The 18,388-nt window shown below is 53.3% G+C and carries 16 protein-coding genes and 5 pseudogenes; all 21 read left to right on the forward strand.

Annotated elements, in window-relative coordinates; genetic code table 11:
* Positions 1 to 86: 86 nt before the first annotated feature.
* Positions 87 to 170, forward strand: a pseudogene (locus tag PXT33_RS13685) (Maff2 family mobile element protein); the annotation flags it as partial.
* Positions 171 to 383: 213 nt separating this feature from the next.
* A pseudogene (locus PXT33_RS13690) lies at positions 384 to 1,249 on the forward strand (VirB6/TrbL-like conjugal transfer protein, CD1112 family).
* A gap of 13 nt (positions 1,250 to 1,262) precedes the next feature.
* Positions 1,263 to 1,628 (forward strand): PrgI family protein, encoded by a 366-nt coding sequence (locus PXT33_RS13695; protein ID WP_223474649.1) that lies wholly within the window; start codon positions 1,263 to 1,265, stop codon positions 1,626 to 1,628.
* Positions 1,600 to 3,993, forward strand: coding sequence for a VirB4-like conjugal transfer ATPase, CD1110 family (locus tag PXT33_RS13700; RefSeq protein ID WP_332376791.1), 2,394 nt, complete (start codon positions 1,600 to 1,602; stop codon positions 3,991 to 3,993). Before PXT33_RS13695 ends, PXT33_RS13700 begins: the two co-directional genes overlap by 29 nt.
* Positions 3,994 to 4,075: 82 nt before the next feature.
* Positions 4,076 to 4,729: a hypothetical protein gene (locus tag PXT33_RS13705; RefSeq protein WP_347070385.1), complete on the forward strand. Its 654-nt coding sequence runs from the start codon at positions 4,076 to 4,078 to the stop codon at positions 4,727 to 4,729.
* Positions 4,711 to 4,953: a hypothetical protein gene (locus tag PXT33_RS13710; protein WP_347070386.1), complete on the forward strand. Its 243-nt coding sequence runs from the start codon at positions 4,711 to 4,713 to the stop codon at positions 4,951 to 4,953. Before PXT33_RS13705 ends, PXT33_RS13710 begins: the two co-directional genes overlap by 19 nt.
* On the forward strand, positions 4,929 to 5,594 hold the full coding sequence (locus tag PXT33_RS13715) for a C40 family peptidase (protein ID WP_350339891.1): 666 nt from the start codon (positions 4,929 to 4,931) through the stop codon (positions 5,592 to 5,594). The genes PXT33_RS13710 and PXT33_RS13715 overlap by 25 nt, the downstream gene beginning before the upstream one ends.
* Positions 5,591 to 5,719, forward strand: coding sequence for an NlpC/P60 family protein (locus PXT33_RS13720; RefSeq protein WP_347070388.1), 129 nt, complete (start codon positions 5,591 to 5,593; stop codon positions 5,717 to 5,719). Before PXT33_RS13715 ends, PXT33_RS13720 begins: the two co-directional genes overlap by 4 nt.
* 13 nt (positions 5,720 to 5,732) lie before the next feature.
* Complete coding sequence (locus PXT33_RS13725; RefSeq protein ID WP_117950439.1) at positions 5,733 to 5,999, forward strand: DUF4315 family protein; 267 nt, start codon at positions 5,733 to 5,735, stop codon at positions 5,997 to 5,999.
* Positions 5,983 to 6,711 carry a DUF4366 domain-containing protein gene (locus PXT33_RS13730; protein ID WP_223386650.1) on the forward strand — a complete coding sequence of 243 codons (729 nt, stop codon included), beginning with the start codon at positions 5,983 to 5,985 and terminating at the stop codon, positions 6,709 to 6,711. Before PXT33_RS13725 ends, PXT33_RS13730 begins: the two co-directional genes overlap by 17 nt.
* A gap of 100 nt (positions 6,712 to 6,811) precedes the next feature.
* Positions 6,812 to 8,853 (forward strand): annotated as a pseudogene (locus PXT33_RS13735) (DNA topoisomerase 3).
* Complete coding sequence (locus PXT33_RS13740; protein WP_156076597.1) at positions 8,853 to 9,740, forward strand: LPD16 domain-containing protein; 888 nt, start codon at positions 8,853 to 8,855, stop codon at positions 9,738 to 9,740. Before PXT33_RS13735 ends, PXT33_RS13740 begins: the two are co-directional and overlap by 1 nt.
* Positions 9,741 to 9,748: 8 nt before the next feature.
* A complete protein-coding gene (locus PXT33_RS13745) occupies positions 9,749 to 10,264 on the forward strand; it encodes a YodL domain-containing protein (RefSeq protein WP_223386651.1) in 516 nt (171 codons plus the stop codon).
* Positions 10,254 to 10,457 carry a transposon-transfer assisting family protein gene (locus PXT33_RS13750; RefSeq protein WP_097779582.1) on the forward strand — a complete coding sequence of 68 codons (204 nt, stop codon included), beginning with the start codon at positions 10,254 to 10,256 and terminating at the stop codon, positions 10,455 to 10,457. The genes PXT33_RS13745 and PXT33_RS13750 overlap by 11 nt, the downstream gene beginning before the upstream one ends.
* Positions 10,458 to 10,622: 165 nt before the next feature.
* Positions 10,623 to 11,060, forward strand: a complete 438-nt coding sequence (locus PXT33_RS13755; RefSeq protein WP_242924032.1) for a radical SAM mobile pair system MarR family transcriptional regulator — start codon at positions 10,623 to 10,625, stop codon at positions 11,058 to 11,060.
* Positions 11,057 to 11,746, forward strand: coding sequence for a radical SAM mobile pair protein A (locus PXT33_RS13760; RefSeq protein ID WP_242924033.1), 690 nt, complete (start codon positions 11,057 to 11,059; stop codon positions 11,744 to 11,746). Before PXT33_RS13755 ends, PXT33_RS13760 begins: the two co-directional genes overlap by 4 nt.
* Positions 11,734 to 12,642 carry a radical SAM mobile pair protein B gene (locus tag PXT33_RS13765; RefSeq protein WP_332376794.1) on the forward strand — a complete coding sequence of 303 codons (909 nt, stop codon included), beginning with the start codon at positions 11,734 to 11,736 and terminating at the stop codon, positions 12,640 to 12,642. Before PXT33_RS13760 ends, PXT33_RS13765 begins: the two co-directional genes overlap by 13 nt.
* 110 nt (positions 12,643 to 12,752) lie before the next feature.
* Positions 12,753 to 13,162, forward strand: a pseudogene (locus tag PXT33_RS13770) (arsenate reductase ArsC).
* A 176-nt stretch (positions 13,163 to 13,338) separates the two neighbouring features.
* Positions 13,339 to 13,650 (forward strand): hypothetical protein, encoded by a 312-nt coding sequence (locus PXT33_RS13775; protein WP_347070389.1) that lies wholly within the window; start codon positions 13,339 to 13,341, stop codon positions 13,648 to 13,650.
* 850 nt (positions 13,651 to 14,500) lie between these two features.
* Positions 14,501 to 14,857 (forward strand): TnpV protein, encoded by a 357-nt coding sequence (locus PXT33_RS13780; RefSeq protein ID WP_223386654.1) that lies wholly within the window; start codon positions 14,501 to 14,503, stop codon positions 14,855 to 14,857.
* 713 nt (positions 14,858 to 15,570) lie between these two features.
* Positions 15,571 to 18,213 (forward strand): annotated as a pseudogene (locus PXT33_RS13785) (N-domain protein, SNF2 family); the annotation flags it as partial.
* Between the last annotated feature and the right edge of the window lie 175 nt (positions 18,214 to 18,388).

Consider the following 18,388-nt stretch of genomic DNA (forward strand, 5'->3'; position numbering starts at 1 on the left):
TCCCGCCGGGACGGTTCTCTTAAAAACACCATATAGATTTTTTGTACGCCGCCGCCCGCCATCGAGCAGAGTTTTACACCTAATTGGGGATAAAACAGCTCATGGCTGGCGGCGGTGTCGCTCTGGTGGGCATCACCCTGATTCCTCTGCTGTCTGGTCTGTTCGGCTAAGAGCCGCAGGCGGGGTTTCCCGCCTGTACATACGCAATCGCTCCATCTCTGCTGTGGATAACAGCCCTTATTATAATAGGAAGCGAATTGCAGACGAACATCCACCCATCCATGAAAGGCGGTGTCTTATGCAGTTTTTGACCCACATTATTTTCCTCCTGAACCTTCTCAAGACCCTTATCAACCACTTCAGCTAAGGACGGTGACTGCTGAATGGAAACCGTTCTCAAAGCCATTGCCGACTGGATCAAAAGCATCCTGACGGCAGGCATTATGTCCAATCTCAGCGGGCTGTTTGATGATGTGAACACGCAGGTGGGAAACATCGCACAGCAGGTGGGCACCAAGCCCTCCAGCTTTGAGCCGAGAGTGTTCGCCATGATCGAAGCCCTCTCCCGGAACGTGGTGTTACCCATCGCAGGCATCATCCTGACCTTTATCGCCTGCTATGAACTGATCGAGATGATCACCCAGCACAACAATATGGCACAGTTTGAGCCTGCGCTCATCATGCGCTGGATCTTCAAAACGGCGGTGTCGGTGTGGTTTATTTCCAACACCTTCGATATTGTGATGGCGGTGTTCGACATCACCCAGAAGGTAGTGTCCGATTCCAGCGGCATCATTGCCGGAAATACCCATGTCAACGACATTGGCTTGTCCATGCTGCAATCCAGCCTGATGCAGATGGACGTTGGCCCCTGTTCGGACTTTTTCTGCAAAGTTTCTTCATCGGCATCACCATGCGGATATTGAGCATTGTGATCTTCGTCATCGTCTACGGACGTATGATTGAAATTTACTGCATGGTGAGCCTTGCGCCCATCCCCATGGCAACATGGGGCAACCACGAGCAGAGCCACATGGGGCAGAACTACCTGAAATGCCTGTTTGCACTGGGTTTGCAGGGCTTTCTCATCCTCATCTGCGTGGCAATTTATGCGGTGCTGATACAATCGGTAGCGATTTCTGGGGATGCCATCAACTCCATTTGGAGCATTGTAGGCTACACTGTCCTGCTCTGTTTCAGCCTGTTCAAGACCAGCTCGGTGACGAAATCCGTCCTCGGAGCGCACTAAAGGAGGTGTTTGATTGGCTGCGTATATTTCCGTTCCCCGTGACCTGACGAAAGTAAAATCGAAGGTCGCGTTCAACCTGACCAAGCGGCAGCTTGTCTGCTTTGGCACAGCGGCTCTCATTGGAGTGCCGCTGTTTTTTGTTCTCCGGGATTCCGGCGGCAACACTGCTGCCACCCTCGGTATGATGGCGGTGATGCTGCCGGCGTTCTTCCTTGGGATGTACGAGAAAAACGGCCAGCCCTTGGAAAAGCTACTGTCGTACTATGTGCAGTCCCGGTTTGTCCGCCCGAGGGTTCGACCCTACAAGACCAACAACTACTATGCGATTTTGATGAAAGGAGGCGTGACCCATGATGCCGTTTTGGAAAAAGACCGGTAAGCACAGCAAGTCGCAGTCTGCGCAGAAGCGCAGGCAGAACGCAAAGCCTGCTGTGCCCCGGACCGCCCAGCAGTCCATCCCCATGCAGCGGATGTTTGAGGATGGCACCTGCCGGGTGAAGCCTAACTACTACACCCGCACCATCCAGTATCAGGACATCAATTACCAGCTCGCCCAGCAGGAGGATAAGACCGCCATTTTTGAAGAATGGTGCTCCTTCCTCAACTTCTTCGACAGCTCCATCAAATTTGAGCTGTCCTTTGTGAACATGGCAACCGACAGCACCGAGTTTGAAAAGAGCATCCGTATCCCGTTCCAGAAGGACGGTTTTGACGATGTGCGTGCGGAGTACAGCCAGATGCTGCGCCAGCAGCTTGCCAAGGGCAATAATGGTCTGACCAAGACCAAGTTCATCACCTTTGGTGTGGAGGGCGAAAGCATGGCGCAGGTCAAGCCCCGGCTCGACCACATTCAGAATGACCTGCTGAACAACTTCCACCGGCTGGGGGTGCAGGCAAAGCCCTTGAACGGTGCCCAGCGGCTGAAGCTCATGCACGATATGTTCAACATGGACGGTGCATCCAAGTTTCACTTTGACTGGAAAGACCTTGTGAAAAGCGGACTTTCGGCGAAGGATGCCATTGCACCCACCGCCTTTTCGTTCAAAAACAGCCGTACCTTCCAGATGGGCGGCATCTTCTGCGCCGCCAGTTTTTTGAGCATCACGGCATCCGACATCAGCGACCAGCTTTTGAAGGATTTTCTGGACATGGATTCGTCCCAAATCGTTACCATGCACATCCAGTCCGTTGACCAGAACCGTGCCATTAAGACCGTGAAGCGCACCATCACCGAACTGGACCGCAGCAAGATCGAGGAGCAGAAAAAAGCCATCCGTGCCGGGTATGATATTGACATCATCCCGTCCGATTTGGCAACTTACGGGCGGGATGCGAAAGCCCTGCTCAAAGAACTTCAGAGCCAGAATGAGAGAATGTTTTTGGTGACGTTCCTTGTTCTGAACACCGGGCGCACAGAGCAGGAGCTGGAAAACAACGTCTTTCAGGCCAGCTCCATCGCCCAGAAGCACAACTGCAACCTGTGCCGCCTTGATTTTCAGCAGGAGCATGGGCTGATGTCCTCGCTGCCGCTGGCGGATTGCCAGATCGAAATTCAGCGGGGACTGACCACCAGCAGCACTGCTATCTTCATCCCCTTTACCACGCAGGAATTGTACCAGAGCGGAAAAGAATCGCTGTATTACGGCTTGAATGCCCTGTCCAACAACCTCATCATGGTGGACCGCAAAAAGCTGAAAAACCCCAACGGCCTGATTCTGGGCACTCCCGGTTCTGGCAAAAGTTTCTCAGCAAAGCGTGAAATCACCAACGCATTTCTGGTGACGGACGATGATATTATTATCAATGATCCCGAAGGCGAATACTCGCCGCTGGTGAACCGGCTGAAAGGTCAGGTCATCAAAATCAGCCCCAACAGCACCCAATTTGTCAACCCCATGGACATCAACGCCAACTACTCCGAGGAGGATAATCCGCTGTCCCTGAAAGCCGACTTTATTCTTTCTTTGTGTGAGCTGGTGGTGGGCGGCAAGGAGGGTCTGCTGCCGGTAGAAAAGACGGTCATTGACCGCTGTGTGCATCTGATCTACCGCAAATATTTTGCGAACCCCTGCCCGGAGAATATGCCCATCCTTGAGGACTTGTACAATGCCCTGCTCCAACAGGACGAAAAAGAAGCCCACCATGTTGCCACGGCTCTGGAAATCTATGTGAAAGGCTCCCTGAACCTGTTCAATCATCGCACTAACGTGAACGTCAACAACCGCATTGTCTGCTACGACATCAAGGAACTGGGCAAACAGATGAAGAAACTCGGTATGCTCATTGTGCAGGATCAGGTCTGGGGGCGTGTCACGGCAAACCGCAGCAGCGGAAAGTCCACACGGTATTATATGGACGAGATGCACCTCCTCTTAAAAGAGGAGCAGACTGCCGCTTATTCCGTGGAGATCTGGAAGCGTTTCCGCAAGTGGGGCGGTATTCCCACGGGGCTGACCCAGAACGTGAAAGACCTTCTTTCTTCCCGTGAAGTCGAGAATATTTTCGAGAACAGTGACATGATCATCATGCTGAATCAGGCGGCAGGAGACCGGCAGATCCTCGCAAAGCAGCTCAACATCTCGCCCCATCAGCTTTCCTATGTGACCCACTCCGGCGAGGGCGAAGGGCTGCTGTTTTTCGGCAATGTCATTCTGCCGTTTGTGGACCGTTTCCCCACCGATCTGGAACTCTACCGCATTATGACCACCAAGTTGGGTGAAGTCTCGGAGGGCGCGCAGAAATGAGTGAACCGAAGCTGAACATCAAAGAGGAAACGTCCGCAAAAAAGACCCGTTCTCCCCGAAAAAAGCCAAGGTAGAGCAGACGGTGCCCAGAAAGAAAAAGCTGAAAACCGATGCAGAAAAGACTGCCGAAAAAGCCCAGCACCTGCGGTTCGGCAAGGCAGAATTGACCCCGGACGAGTTGAGCCGGTTGAGCAAGGCGCAGAAGCGTGAAATGTACGCCGCCCATGCCGCCCGCTCTGCGGTGCACCGGGAAGTTGACCAGTACGAGGATGAAAACGTCGGTGTGCAGGCTCTGAGCGAGGGCGAAAAAGCCGCCGAGACCACCCACGATATTGCCAAAAGCCGCTATGCCCGGAAGCTGAAAAAGAAAGCCAAAATGCAGGGCAACAAGGGCACCAAAACCGCTAAATCTTCCGCATCGGAGCCGACTGCGGCACAAGATGCAGGCGCATCCGGCACCGGTGAGGGCGGCTCCAACTGGCTTTCACGCTGGAAACAGCGGCAAGAAATCCACAAAAGCTACTATGCCGCCGCCCGGTCGGGCACGGCGGCGCAGACCGCAGGCGGCAAAGCAGCATCCAACGGCGCATCTGCCGCTCGGTCTGGCGTGGAACAGGCCGTAGAAAAAGGCAAAACTGCCGTCAGCACCGCCGTAAAAGGGCTGATGAACGCCGCCAAAGGCAACGCACACGTTCTGGTGATCGTGGGCGTTTTTCTTTGCTCATCCTCATGGTGATGTCCGGCTTTTCTTCCTGCGGCATCCTCTTTTCTGGCGGCACACAGGTGTCCGGGCAGACCATGTACTCTGCCGAGGACCGGGACATCCGGGGCGCAGAGCAGGACTACAAAAAGCTGGAGAAGAAACTGGACAAAAAGATCAAGCGCACCCCGTCGACCACCCCGGCTACAACGAGTATCAGTACCACCTTGATCCCATCGAGCATGACCCATGGCAGCTGACTTCGTTCCTGACCACTTTGTATGACGATTACACCCGGTCGGAGGTGCAGGGCAAGTTGAAGGAGACTTTCAAAAAGCAGTACAAGCTGACCACATGGGTGGAGGTGCAGATACGGTATAAGACCGTTTGGGTCATCAGCCCGGCAGGAATCCCGGTTCCTACGCAGGTGCCCTACGAGTACCGCATCTTCCACACCAAGCTGGTCAATCGTGGCTTGGAAGTCGTCATCCGGGAGGAACTGAACAACGACCAGTGGAAACGGTACGAGATCTTTCAGGATACGCTGGGCGGCAGACCCTATCTGTTCAACGGCGGTCTGCCGCCCGGTGGCTCGGATGGCTCCGGCACACCGGGCATCGACTATCAGGTTCCGGCAGAAGCCCTGACAGACAGCGAGTTTGCCGCCATCTACAAGGAAGCCCAAAAGTATGTGGGTACGCCCTACGTCTGGGGCGGTTCCTCCCCGGAAACAGGCTTTGACTGCTCCGGCTACGTCTGCTGGGTCTACAACCAGAACGGCTACGATGTGGGGCGCACTACCGCCAACGGCTTGTGGAATAAGAGCCAGCACATCAGCGAGGCAGAAGCAAAGCCCGGAGATCTGGTCTTTTTAAGGGCACTTACGACACCCCCGGCATGAGCCACACCGGAATCTATCTGGGCAACGGCATGATGGTCAGTGCCGGCGACCCCATCAAGTACGCAAACATTCATTCGTCCTACTGGGAGAAGCATCTCGCCGGGTTCGGACGGCTTTCAAAATGATTGGAGGAGTTTTATGAGCGAAAAATCGGATAAGCTGCGGGCGATGTTGGCAAAAGAGAAGGAACGCCGCATCAAACTGAACAATCGTATCGAGATTTTGGAGCGGCGCATTCAGGAGGAGGATTCCGCCGAGGTCAACGAGATGGTGCGGACTGCAAAGGTCACGCCGGAGCAGCTCGCCGCCCTGCTGCGGCAGTCAGCTACCACCACCCCGAACCCGGCTGCGCTGTCTGCCGTGGGTGCAACTTTTGAGAAGGAGGTCGATGCAGATGAAGATTAAGAAACTGGGTGCACTGCTGGTATCGGCGGCACTGTGCGCTGGCATGGCGGCTCCCGCCTTTGCCTTTGAGGGCGAAGCCGCCCCGGTGGAACAGCCTGTTCTGCCGGAGGTAGTGGAAGATGTTGTCACTGTCACGGACGAAACCTCTGGTGCCCTGACCCCGGAGGGCAATCTGACGCTGGTGGACGACTACTACACCAACTATTCCGATGGCAGCGGTCAGCAGTTCATTACGCTGGTGTCGAAGTCGGGTGCCACCTTCTATCTGGTCATTGACCGCAACGCCAAAGGGCAGCAGACCGTCCACTTTATGAATCTTGTGGATGAAGCCGACCTGTTGGCTCTTATGGAGGAAGAAGCTGCGGACGCTTATACCGCCGAAAAGGAAGCGGCGGCGCAGGCGGAACAGGACAGGCTGAAATCCGAGGAAGAAGCCAAGAAAGCCGCCGAAGAAGCGGCAGCATCCGGCACAGAACAGCCCAAGGAAAACAAGGTCACAAAGATCGCATCCGGCTTTCTGGGCGTAGTCGTGCTGATTGCGCTGGCGGCAGGCGGCATTTTCTACGCTTTCGCAAAGCAGAAGCAGAAAAAACAGGCCGAAAAAGAAGCCCTTGACCCCGATGCAAATTACACCGAGGACAAGGGCGATTTTGAGATTCCCACCGAGGATGAGCCGGAGGAGACCGGCGAGGAAGATACCGAACCCATCTGATTTTAAGGCGGCGTTTTGCCGCCGTACATATTGTAATCAGAAACAGATTGGAGGGATTTTTATCGCAAAATTAGTCGTGGCGGAAAAGCCATCCGTCGCTATGTCCTATGCAAAAGTCCTTGGCGCAAACAGCCGCAAAGACGGCTACCTTGAGGGCAACGGCTATCTGGTAAGCTGGTGTGTGGGTCATCTGGTGGAACTAGCTCCGCCTAATGTCTACGATGCCAAATACGTCAAGTGGAGCATTGCAGATCTGCCCATCCTGCCGCAAAAGTGGCAGTATCTGGTGTCTGCCAGCACCAAAAAGCAGTTTGGCATCCTGAAAAAACTCATGCACCGCCCGGATGTGGATAGCATCGTGAACAGTTGCGATTCCGGACGTGAGGGCGAACTCATCTTCCGGCTGGTGTACCAGCAAGCGGGCTGCAAAAAGCCGTTCTCTCGCCTGTGGCTGTCCAGCATGGAGGAAAACGCCATCCGGGAGGGCTTTGCCCACCTCAAACCGTCAACTGAATACGATGCGCTGTACAATGCAGCACTCTGCCGGGAACGCGCCGACTGGATGGTCGGTATCAATGCGTCCCGGCTTTTTCGTGTCTGTACGGTCAACCGCTGGCGGTGGGGCGTGTTATGACCCCGGTGCTTGCCATGACGGTGGTGCGAGAAGCCGCCATCGCTGCCTTTACCCCGGAAAAATTCTACACGGTGGATCTGGAACTGACCAGCGGCTGCACGGCATCCAGCCGCCGCATTCCCGAAAAAACCGTGGCCGAAAACCTGCTGGAAGCCTGCCGAAAGGAGATGGTGGCAACGATCCAGCGTATCACCCGCAAGGAAAAGTCTGAGAGTCCGCCGTCGCTGTACGATCTGACCACCCTTCAGCGAGATGCTAACCGCTTGCTGGGGTACAGCGCACAGCAGACGCTGGACTATGTGCAGAGCCTGTATGAGAAGAAACTTACCACTTATCCCCGAACTGATAGCTGCTATATCACCGACGATGACGAGGAAATGCTGGAGGAACTGACCGAGGCACTGGAAAGATTTTTCGATATTACCTCGGAAGATGTGGACGATGCTGTGCCCCGGACACGGCGCACCGTCAACCGGGAAAAAGTCACCGACCACCACGCCATCCTGCCCACCCGCAGTATGCTGCAAGCCGATCTGGACGAACTGCCCAAGGGCGAGCAGAACGTTCTGAAACTCATCATCGCCCGGACGCTGATGGCGGTAAGCAAGCCCTTCCGTTATCTGGAAACCCTGCTGACCACCGAATGTGCCGGGGAGGAATTTACCGCCAAGGGCAAGGAGATTCTGGAGGAAGGCTGGAAAGCAGTGGAACGCAAGGTGCTGGCAGACATCTTGAACCGGAAGCAGGAACTCACCGCCCTGCCCAATGCGGCAGAGAACGAGTGCGGCATCCTCAATGCCGAACTGAAAGAGGGGCAAACGTCCCCACCGAAGCATTTTACCGAGGACACCCTGCTGCACGCTATGGAAACCGCCAGTGCAGACAGTATGCCGGAGGGCGTGGAGCGTCAGGGCATCGGCACCCCGGCTACCCGTGCCGCCACCATTGAAAAGCTTGTGCAGAAGGGTTTTCTGGAACGCAAGGGCAACAAGAAAACCAAGGTGCTTCTGCCTACCGACAAGGGCAAAGCCCTGATTACGGTGATGCCCGAAGAAATCAAATCCCCGGAAATGACAGCCGATTGGGAAACAAAGCTGCTGCGTATTGAGCGCAGCGAAATGGAGCCGAGCGAATTTATGACCGAGATCAACACGATGATTACTGAATTGGTAGAGAACACGGAAATGAAAAAAGGAGTGAATGCGCTTATGAAAAACAAAATCATTGGTGTCTGCCCGAACTGTGGTGCAAATGTTGTGGAGCGTGAAAAGGGCTGGTTCTGCGAGAACCGGGAGTGCCGTTTCGTGCTGTGGAAGGACAATGCGTTCTTTAAGCGTCTGGGCAAGCGGCTGGATTCCCACGTTGCGGACAAGCTGCTGCGGGATAGCCGTGTCCGCCTGAAGGACTGCAAGAGCGCCAAGGGCAAGACCTACAACGCCACCGTGCTGCTGGGCACCGAGGTCGATGGCCGCAGCAAGTTTTCTCTGGAATTTGAGGGTGGTTGCTGATGGAGCAGAAAAAAGAAGCAGTTTACCTTATCAACGATGAACGCTATCTCCACCTCCGGGAAAACGGTGCAGGGGTCGGCTTTGCCACTTATAACAAGGTAACTGGCGAGCCGCTGGAAAGTGGGCAGATCTCGGAAAAGAATCTGCCGCCAGATGGACAAAACACCATCTCTGCCGCCCGGAACTGGTATCTGTTTGAACTTTCGGACGATGACCGTAAGGCCATCCAACAGGAAAGCGTAAAGATCCTCGAAAACATCCCGCAGGCGGGCATCGGCAGGCGGCGCATCTGGGAGCCGGAAACGCTGCCGAAGGATATTCGTCTCATCAACAGCCACTATGACGACCTCTACCGCATTCCCGATGGCGGAGTTGTACAGGTGGATTACCCGGATGGGCGCAGCTTTACGGCACGGCTGGAACATCTGGATGATTATCACTTTGACATGGGCGGTCTGGGCAATGTGTTCCACATCTGTCAGTTTGCCGAGGTCATGGAACGAAACCATGCAGACTTCTACCCGGAGATTCAGACACAGGACGAGCAGGCTGCATGGGAACTGGGCGGCAAAGGCTACCTTGCCATACAGTCCTGTGAGGATGGATGGGACTACACCCTCTATCACAGCGATTATTCTGTGATGGACGGCGGGCAGCTGGGTGCCCCGGAACTGACCATTCAGGAAGCCCGTGAGCAGATTCTGGAAGCACACCACATGGAAAAGGGCCGGCGGCTACTGCAGGACTACGATGCCGTCATGGACAAAGTTGCGGAAGCCGAGGAACTGAGCGCAGACCACCGCCCTTCCACACTGGAAAAGCTGGCAGAACTGGCAAGTGATACGTCTGCGCCAAAATCGTCTGAACGTTCTGCGCCAGAACTGTGAGGTGGACGATGCAGCAAAAATGGAACCAGAATTTTGACGGTGAACCCATGACGGACATCCCGCAGAAGTTTCTGAACGCAGGGTGCGATGTTTATATGGTGATGCAGCTGCGGCATGACGAAAAAATCCTTGATGAAAGATTTGCTTCTATGCGGGAGTTGAATCGTCGAGGCAAAACGCCTGACCCGGAGCATTACGAGGTCACCTACTATGCTGATCTGTCCGCCATGTGGCAGGATGTGCCAAACAACGAGGTTTTGGAAGAACTGTTTCAGATGTTCAACCTCTCCCGTCCGCAGGATTTTGAGGGACACAGCCTGTCCGTCAGCGATGTAATCGCACTTAAACGCAATGGCGAGGTATCTGTGCATTATGTGGACAGCATCGGCTTCAAGGATTTACAGGGGTTTCTGGACAAGCAGCCGGAACGTCCTTCGGTGCTGATGAATCTCAAAGAAAAGTGCGATGCCCCGGAGTGCAACCCAACTGGATGCCGGAAAGTGAGGGCTGAACATGAACTTTAACCATGAGGAACTCATGCTGATGATGCTCTACAACACCGGCACCCGGCTGGGGCTTATCCATGAACTGCGGCTCATGCAGTGCTACCTGATGCCCGATGAGACCGCCCTGCGGGAGTTGTCGGAAGGTGTTATCGAGAAGCTGAAACTGCTGACCGATGCCGAGTTTGCCGAACTGGAATTTCCTCCGGACTGACTTTCGCCGCCTGCGGGCGGCGTACATAGGCTCTTTTACAATGGGATTCGGTGTGGTATACTGAACTCGACAAATCGGAATTTACCTCTACTCAGACATACAAACTGTTGACAATAAAGCTCCTATATAGTATGATTTTATAAACTACTATATAGGAGCTTTTGTATGAAAACAAATGGCGGATTTCTTGTTACCAAAATAAAACAACTTGGAGATCGAATCTTTGAAAAGATTCTCAGCGAAAAGAATATTGATGCGTTTAACGGAGCCCAAGGGCGTATTCTTTATGTGCTGTGGCAGGAAAATGGAATCTCAATCAGGTCACTCTCGATTAAATGTGGATTAGCGATAACTTCTCTTACTACGATGCTGGAAAGAATGGAAAATCAAGGGCTGATAAGACGTGTTCAGTCTGAAACGGACAAAAGGAAAACACTCCTGTTTCTGACTGAAAAAGCACATGCCTTAAAGGACGAATACGATTCTGTATCTGATAAAATGGGCAGTATTTACTACAAAGGTTTTTCGGAGGAAGAAATTACCCAGTTTGAGGAATGCCTCGACCGTATCAGAAAGAATCTTGAGGAGTGGCAGAAATCATGAGTATTTGTATCAAAGATCAGATTCAAAACATGAATATCGTCATCGGATGTACAGTGGGGTGTGCATATTGCTATGCCCGCAATAATGTGAAACGCTGGCATATGATTGATGACTTTGCTGACCCTGAATTCTTTCCAGGTAAGCTCAAGATGATGGAAAAGAAACGTCCGCAGAACTTTCTTCTTACCGGCATGAGCGATCTTTCCGGCTGGAAGTCAGAATGGAGAGACGAGGTATTTGAAAAAATCCGTGAAAATCCACAGCATCAGTTCCTGTTCCTTACAAAGCGACCAGATCTGCTGGATTTTGATACCGATCTGGAAAACGCATGGTTTGGCGTTACGGTGACGAGGAAAGCAGAGCTATGGCGTATCGACGCCCTTCGGAAAAACGTCAGAGCAAAACATTACCATGTTACCTTTGAGCCGTTATTCGACGATCCCGGCACAGTTGACCTTTCCGGAATCAACTGGATCGTTGTGGGCACCATGACAGGAACTCAGAGCAGGAAGATTCATACGGAGCCTGAATGGGCATGGTCTCTGGCGGACCAGGCACATAAGCTCGGCATTCCGGTGTTTATGAAGGAAGACCTTGTCCCTATCATAGGGGATGAAAATATGATTCAGGAAATGCCGGAAGAATTTAATAAAGTGTTAGAGGTACAGAAATCATGGAAGAAGTAATAAATGGAATCCTCATTCGTGAGGTGGAAACAAAGAACATCATGACTAAGTCTAGTCTGCCGGTAGGCGGTTACTCGGTCAATCCCTATGTGGGCTGTACACATGCCTGCAAGTATTGCTATGCTTCTTTTATGAAGCGCTTTACCGGACACACGGAGGAATGGGGCACTTTCCTTGATGTGAAGCATTGGCCGGAAATTAAAAATCCGAAGAAATATGCCGGACAGCGGGTGGTCATCGGTTCTGTGACAGATGGCTACAATCCACAGGAGGAGCAATTCGGGAATACCAGAAAACTTCTGGAGCAGTTAATTGGCAGTGACGCAGATATTCTGATCTGCACAAAGTCGGATCTTGTGGCACGGGATATTGATCTGCTGAAGAAGCTTGGACGAGTAACCGTTTCATGGTCAATCAACACACTGGATGAAAATTTCAAGAACGATATGGACTCTGCTTCTAGCATTGAGTGCCGCATCGCTGCTATGAAGCAGGTATATGAAGCAGGTATCCGTACAGTCTGTTTCGTATCCCCGGTATTCCCCGGTATCACGGACTTTGAAGCCATCTTTGAGCGGGTAAAAGATCAGTGCGATCTGTTCTGGCTCGAAAATCTCAATCTTCGAGGTGGTTTCAAAAAGACAATTATGGATTATATCGCCGAAAAACATCCTGATCTTGTACCACTTTATGACGAGATCTATAACAAGCATAACCGCAGCTACTTTGAAGCACTTGAAGTAAAAGCTGCGGAAATGGCTAAGAAGTATGATTGTGCCTTTGTGGATAATGAAATGCCTTATGGCAGAGTCCCGCAGGGACATCCGGCGATCGTGGATTATTTCTATCATGAGGAAATCCGAGGGACAGAAAATACCGGAAAAAGAAATCGTTAAACAGAAATTTTGTAAGAACTTTGAACGAGGGAGACTCCTTGTCCGAAGGGCAAGAAGGTGCAGCCGAGAAGATTTAGAACAATTCCAGTTTGTGGGGAAGGAACACCTATATGTCAAAACCCAAAATCGCCTTTATCTGTGTCCATAATTCCTGCCGCAGTCAGATTGCCGAAGCCTTTGGCAGGTACTGGCCGCAGATGTGTTTGAAAGCTACTCGGCTGGAACCGAAACCAAACCGCAGATCAATCAGGATGCTGTGCGCCTGATGAAAGAACTATATGGCATCGACATGGAAAAGACACAGTATTCCAAGCTGATTTCTGCAATTCCAAAGCCGGATATCGCTATTTCCATGGGCTGCAATGTCAGCTGCCCGTTCATTGGCAGACCTTTTGATGAGAATTGGGGTCTGGATGACCCTACCGGAAAAAGCGATGATGAATTCAAGGCAGTCATGGAGCAGATTCGTCAGAATGTCCTTACGTTAAAATCGAAACTTTACGATGGTTCCAGTTTTTGAAACCCTCAAAAGTAAGGTCTTGATAGAATGCATCGGTTCATGCTATACTAAAACCAGTTTTATTGTACGGACAAAAATAGAAAGTGAGGCTTGCCAATGGACACCACAAAACGCTCTCCCCTTGACCGCCTGCTCTTTGCCACTTTTCTGAAAGGCCGCACTTCTTCCCGCGACTTGTGGGAAGAAAAGGGCGATATGACCCCGAAGATAACCAGAAGATCATCGAGGAAACCAACGAGATCATCAACGATGATTCCACCTATCCCTTCATCAGCTACCTGACCGACCTGCTTGCTAAGTCCAAACCCTCCGATGATGCTGTCAAGAAACTGCACGACTGCATCGACAAAGTTGCAGTTGCGTTGGGACACGACAGCACCGATGTGTTCCGTGCGCTCCTTGCAAAGCTGATCGAGGAGCCGGAAGAAAAGCAGACCTTTGACCGTCTGCTGGAGATGGCAGAAAAGTCTGCCGCAAAGCACGAATAAAATACCATAGATTCCATAAGCGAGTGACCTGAAAAGGCCGCTCGCTTTTTTGTTTACCATGAACTTGAAGGGAGGAACGCTATGCCAAGCAAAACCGAAGAATACCTTGCCCTTGCCCAGCGCACGGCGAACGGCTTGACCCGGTACTGGGAAAGCTGGACGGACTACCTGACCACCGCATCCCGGTTGTACAAGTACCCCTTTGCAGACCAGTTGATGATTTACGCTCAGCGGCCCGATGCCACCGCCTGCGCCGAATTTGACATTTGGCGCAACCGGATGAACCGCTATGTCAGGCGTGGCTCTAAGGGCATCGCTCTGCTGGACGAATCCAGCGGATTCCCTCGACTGCACTACGTTTTTGACGTAAGCGACACCGGGGTGCGCCGCAATTCCCGTGACCCGGAGATGTGGCAGTACAATGACGACCTGAAACAGCCGGTTTCGGAAATGTTGAGCAAGACCTACGGCATCAGCGGGGAGCGTGTCAGCCAGCAGCTTGCCGATGTTGCCGGGAAACTGGTGGCGGATTACTGGGACAACAACGGCGGGGACATTCGTGCCATCGTTGACGGTTCGCTCTTGATGGATTATGATGAAGCCGGGGTGGAGATGCAGTTCAAAAGCGCAGCTGCAATCAGCGTCACCTACACGCTGCTGGAACGCTGCGGATTTGAGCCTGCCGGGTGGTTCGACAAGGACGACTTCCGAGCCATCCACGAGTTTTCCACCCCAGACAGTGTTTACGCCCTCGGCGCAGCCGTCAGCGACATGAGCCGGGAGGTGCTACGGAACATCGAGCGCACCGTAAAAACAACCATTCGCCGCCGCAATGCAGAAAGGAGCCAATATGAATACGAACAGCAGAAACGTGACCTACTCGACCGTCGGGGACTACCAGCTCCCGAACCTGACCCTGAACCAGCCCCGGAAGCCGCTGGGCAAGTACGGCAGGCTGCGCCGGACGTACCTGAAAGACCATCGCCCGGTGCTGTACAACACGATGCTCCTGAACGGGAGCCTGTACCCGCACCTGATGGAGGTGGAGCAGACGGCAGAGAGCCAGATGCAGCAGACCATGAAGCAGCTTCTGAAACAGAACCCGGCCCCGGACAAGGAGCAGAATCAGATGGCGTGGGTGCAGCACATGAACAGCCTGCGGGCACAGTCAGAGGAACTGGTGCTGATGGAACTGATTTACAGCTGAGTTTCTTCGATGCCCACATCCCTACCGAAGCTGAACAAATTGAAACCATCGACCGAGCGGAGAGCGAAAAAACGCCCTCCGCTTTTGTTTTGTCGCAGGCTGAAATCGAGAACGAACTGCGTAAGCATGGTTCTGGGTTTACAGGTGGCAAGCAGCGCATTATGGCACTGTACCAGACCCAGCCTGACCGAAAACTCCGTGCCAAGGCTCTGGCAAAGGAGTACGGAATCGGTGGGCACTCCCACGATTATCTGGATGGCAGCAGAGGGTTTGTCAACCACGACGGGAGAGGAATGGAATTTGACCATTACCCCGAACACAAGAAATTCACGTTAAGCTGGACACAGGTGGAAAAGTATATCGACCTGATGATCCAGTCCGACCGCTACCTGACGGACAAGGAAAAGGAGCATTACACGCCGCCCGTCAGCGCAGAGCCAGATGCCACCCTGACCCATGCAAAAAACCTGATCCGGGAATTTTGTCAGGAAGAATATGATTCTGAGCCGGACTTTTCTGACCTGTCCAAGATCGGCGTTGCCTACACCAACGCCACCGATGAGAATATTCCCATTCAAGTTAATGTGGATTTGGTGGGATACCGTGTGGAGCGGTATCTGGGCGAGGTGCTGATAGACGAACGCCAGTACGAAAGTCTGGAAGAACTGACCGAGACCGAGTTGGAAGCACTGGATTTTTCGGAACTGGTCAGCGTTACGGACGAGGAACTGGAGCATTACCACAACAAGGCGGAGGAGCACTCGGCACTGTTGCCGCTGGATGCCGCCACCGAATATAACACCCTGAAGGAGCAGCACCCGGATGCGCTGGTGGGTTTTGAACAGGGCGGTCAGTTTGAGTTTTACGGCGAGGATGCCCGGAAGGTCTGCGAACTTGTAGGCGGAAAGCTGCTGGAAAAGGAAACGGAATTGGGCACAGTCCCGGTCACCGGTTTTCCCCGCGACCAGTGGGCATACCGTGCCAAACAACTGTGGCAGTGCGGCGAGAACATCTACCTTGCCGGACTGAACGAGGACGGCACCCACCACCAAACCAAGTATCTGCGCCGGGAGGATTATCTGCCGCTGGGTGCTACCATCCACATGGAGGGGCGCGCTTTCCGGGTGGATACGGTAAACTTTGATAAGGGCAGCGTATCCTTGCAGGACGTGGCATTGGCAGAAATGCGGATACCAGTTTTCCGGGAGGAACCGCTAGCGCTTGTCCGGGAGTTGTACGAGGAGCAGGATATGATGGAATCCCCCCTGCCCGATTACAAGGTCGGTGACAATGTTGTGGTCGAACTCCCCACTCGAACTATTGAGGGGAAAGTTGGCTATGTGGGTGAAACGGATGTTCGCATCGACACCAGTACGCACGGGCAGTCATGGGATAACGAAGTTATCAATAAGCAACAATTCGAGGAGGGCTTGCGGCAGAACGAACCAAATTCTACCCGGCCAGTTCGTACTGAAAAAACGGTTGCCGTATACCCCGCCAAGGAAAACAATCTGCCGTTTGACATTGTAATTCAGACGATAAGCACAGAATCGCCCACAGTTGAAGCGGAACGTCCCACACTTGAACTTGCCGGGAACTTCCGTATCACAGATGACCATTTGGGCGAGGGCGGCGCAAAGCAAAAGTACGCCCGGAACATCGAAGCCATCCGCACCCTGTTCAAGCTGGAACAGGAGCACCGTGGTGCCACCGCTGAGGAACAGCAAGTGCTTTCCCAGTATGTGGGCTGGGGCGGTCTGGCGGATGCCTTTGACCCCAGCAAAGATAGTTGGGCAAAGGAATATGCAGAGTTGAAAGGACTGCTCTCCGAGGATGAGTACGCCGCCGCCCGTTCCAGCACCCTGAACGCCCACTATACCAGCCCTACCGTCATCCGTAGTATCTACGATGCCGTGGAGCGCATGGGTTTCCACAGCGGTAACATTCTGGAACCTAGTATGGGCGTGGGCAACTTCTTTGGAATGCTGCCGGACAGCATGGCAGACAGTCGGCTGTACGGTGTAGAACTGGACAGCATCACCGGGCGCATCGCCAAAAAGCTGTACCCGCAGGCTGACATTACCGTGGCGGGCTTTGAGACCACTGACCGCCGTGATTTCTACGATTTGGCGGTGGGCAACGTGCCTTTCGGTCAGTACAAGGTCAACGATAAGGCGTACAACAAGCTGGGATTCTCCATCCACAATTATTTCTTTGCGAAAGCCATCGACCAAGTGCGTCCGGGCGGCATTGTGGCGTTTGTGACTTCTCGTTATACCATGGACAGCAAGGACAGCACCGCCCGCAAACACATGGCAGAGCGTGCCGATTTGCTGGGTGCTATCCGTCTGCCGAATAATGCGTTTCGCGCCAATGCTGGCACAGATGTTGTCAGCGACATTATTTTCCTGCAAAAGCGTGACCGTCCCATTGACCATGAGCCGGACTGGGTGCAGTTGGGCAAAACAGAAGATGGCTTTGCCATCAACCAGTATTTCGCAGACCACCCGGAGATGGTGCTGGGCGAGCTGACCACCGAAAGCACCCAATACGGACGGGAGGACCTGACCGTTGCACCCATCGAGGGCACCAGCCTTGCAGACCAGCTTGCCGAGGCGGTACAGCACATCGAGGGCAATTACACTGCGGTGGAGATTGCTGCCCCGGACGTCGCAGATGCGGAAGCACAGCGCAAAACGCTGCCCGCAGACCCGACTGTGAAGAATTTTAGCTATACGGTTGTTGATGGCGAGATCTACTACCGAGAGAACTCTATCATGACGCAGATCGAACTGTCCGACAACGCCAAAGGTCGTGTAGCTGGTATGGTGGAGTTGCGGCAGACTGTCAACGAACTGATTGACCAGCAGTTGAACGACTTCCCGGACGAGGACATTAAGGCATCGCAAGCAAAATTGAACGCCACCTATGATGCCTTTACCGCAAAGTACGGCTTGCTGAACGACCGCAAAAACGGGCGGCTGTTTGAGCAGGATTCCTCGTATTATCTGCTGTGCTCGCTGGAAAATCTGGACGAGCAGGGGCAGCTCAAGAGCAAGGCAGCGATGTTTACGAAACGGACCATTCGCCCGGAGTGCACCGTCACCAGCGTGGACACCCCCAGCGAAGCGTTGGCGGTATCTATTGGTGAGCATGGCAAAGTGGACTTGCCCTATATGGCAGAACTGCTGGGCACTCCCGGTGAGTATGGGCGCATTACCACCGAACTCTCCGGCGTGATCTTCAAAGACCCTGCCGCCGACCCCACCGACCCGGAAGCGGGCTGGCAGATGGCAGACGAATACCTGTCCGGCGATGTTCGGGCAAAGCTGCGGATGGCGCAGTTTGCGGCAGAGACCCAGCAGCTCAGTTGCGACGCCATTTCCATCCCGGAGTGGAAGCTGGAACTGATGGCGAAGAAGATATTTGAAAAGGTCTGGGGCAATCAGAATAAAGCCATCCTTCGTGCCTGCAAGATGATTGAAAGCTGTCAGAACGGAAAAGCCGCCACACGAATGTCTGCTGCACCGA

This window comes from Faecalibacterium taiwanense (assembly GCF_036632915.2).
In the GTDB taxonomy this organism is placed as follows: Bacteria; Bacillota; Clostridia; order Oscillospirales; family Ruminococcaceae; genus Faecalibacterium; species Faecalibacterium taiwanense.

Excerpts from the sequence above, each read along its gene's own strand:
- PXT33_RS13740 (WP_156076597.1), top strand. The coding sequence starts at position 8,853 with ATGGAGCAGAAAAAAGAAGCAGTTTACCTTATCAACGATGAACGCTAT.
- PXT33_RS13720 (WP_347070388.1), top strand. The coding sequence starts at position 5,591 with ATGAGCCACACCGGAATCTATCTGGGCAACGGCATGATGGTCAGTGCC.
- PXT33_RS13765 (WP_332376794.1), top strand. The coding sequence starts at position 11,734 with ATGGAAGAAGTAATAAATGGAATCCTCATTCGTGAGGTGGAAACAAAG.
- PXT33_RS13745 (WP_223386651.1), top strand. The coding sequence starts at position 9,749 with ATGCAGCAAAAATGGAACCAGAATTTTGACGGTGAACCCATGACGGAC.
- PXT33_RS13725 (WP_117950439.1), top strand. The coding sequence starts at position 5,733 with ATGAGCGAAAAATCGGATAAGCTGCGGGCGATGTTGGCAAAAGAGAAG.
- PXT33_RS13755 (WP_242924032.1), top strand. The coding sequence starts at position 10,623 with ATGAAAACAAATGGCGGATTTCTTGTTACCAAAATAAAACAACTTGGA.
- PXT33_RS13750 (WP_097779582.1), top strand. The coding sequence starts at position 10,254 with ATGAACTTTAACCATGAGGAACTCATGCTGATGATGCTCTACAACACC.
- PXT33_RS13730 (WP_223386650.1), top strand. The coding sequence starts at position 5,983 with ATGCAGATGAAGATTAAGAAACTGGGTGCACTGCTGGTATCGGCGGCA.
- PXT33_RS13760 (WP_242924033.1), top strand. The coding sequence starts at position 11,057 with ATGAGTATTTGTATCAAAGATCAGATTCAAAACATGAATATCGTCATC.
- PXT33_RS13780 (WP_223386654.1), top strand. The coding sequence starts at position 14,501 with ATGAATACGAACAGCAGAAACGTGACCTACTCGACCGTCGGGGACTAC.
- PXT33_RS13700 (WP_332376791.1), top strand. The coding sequence starts at position 1,600 with ATGATGCCGTTTTGGAAAAAGACCGGTAAGCACAGCAAGTCGCAGTCT.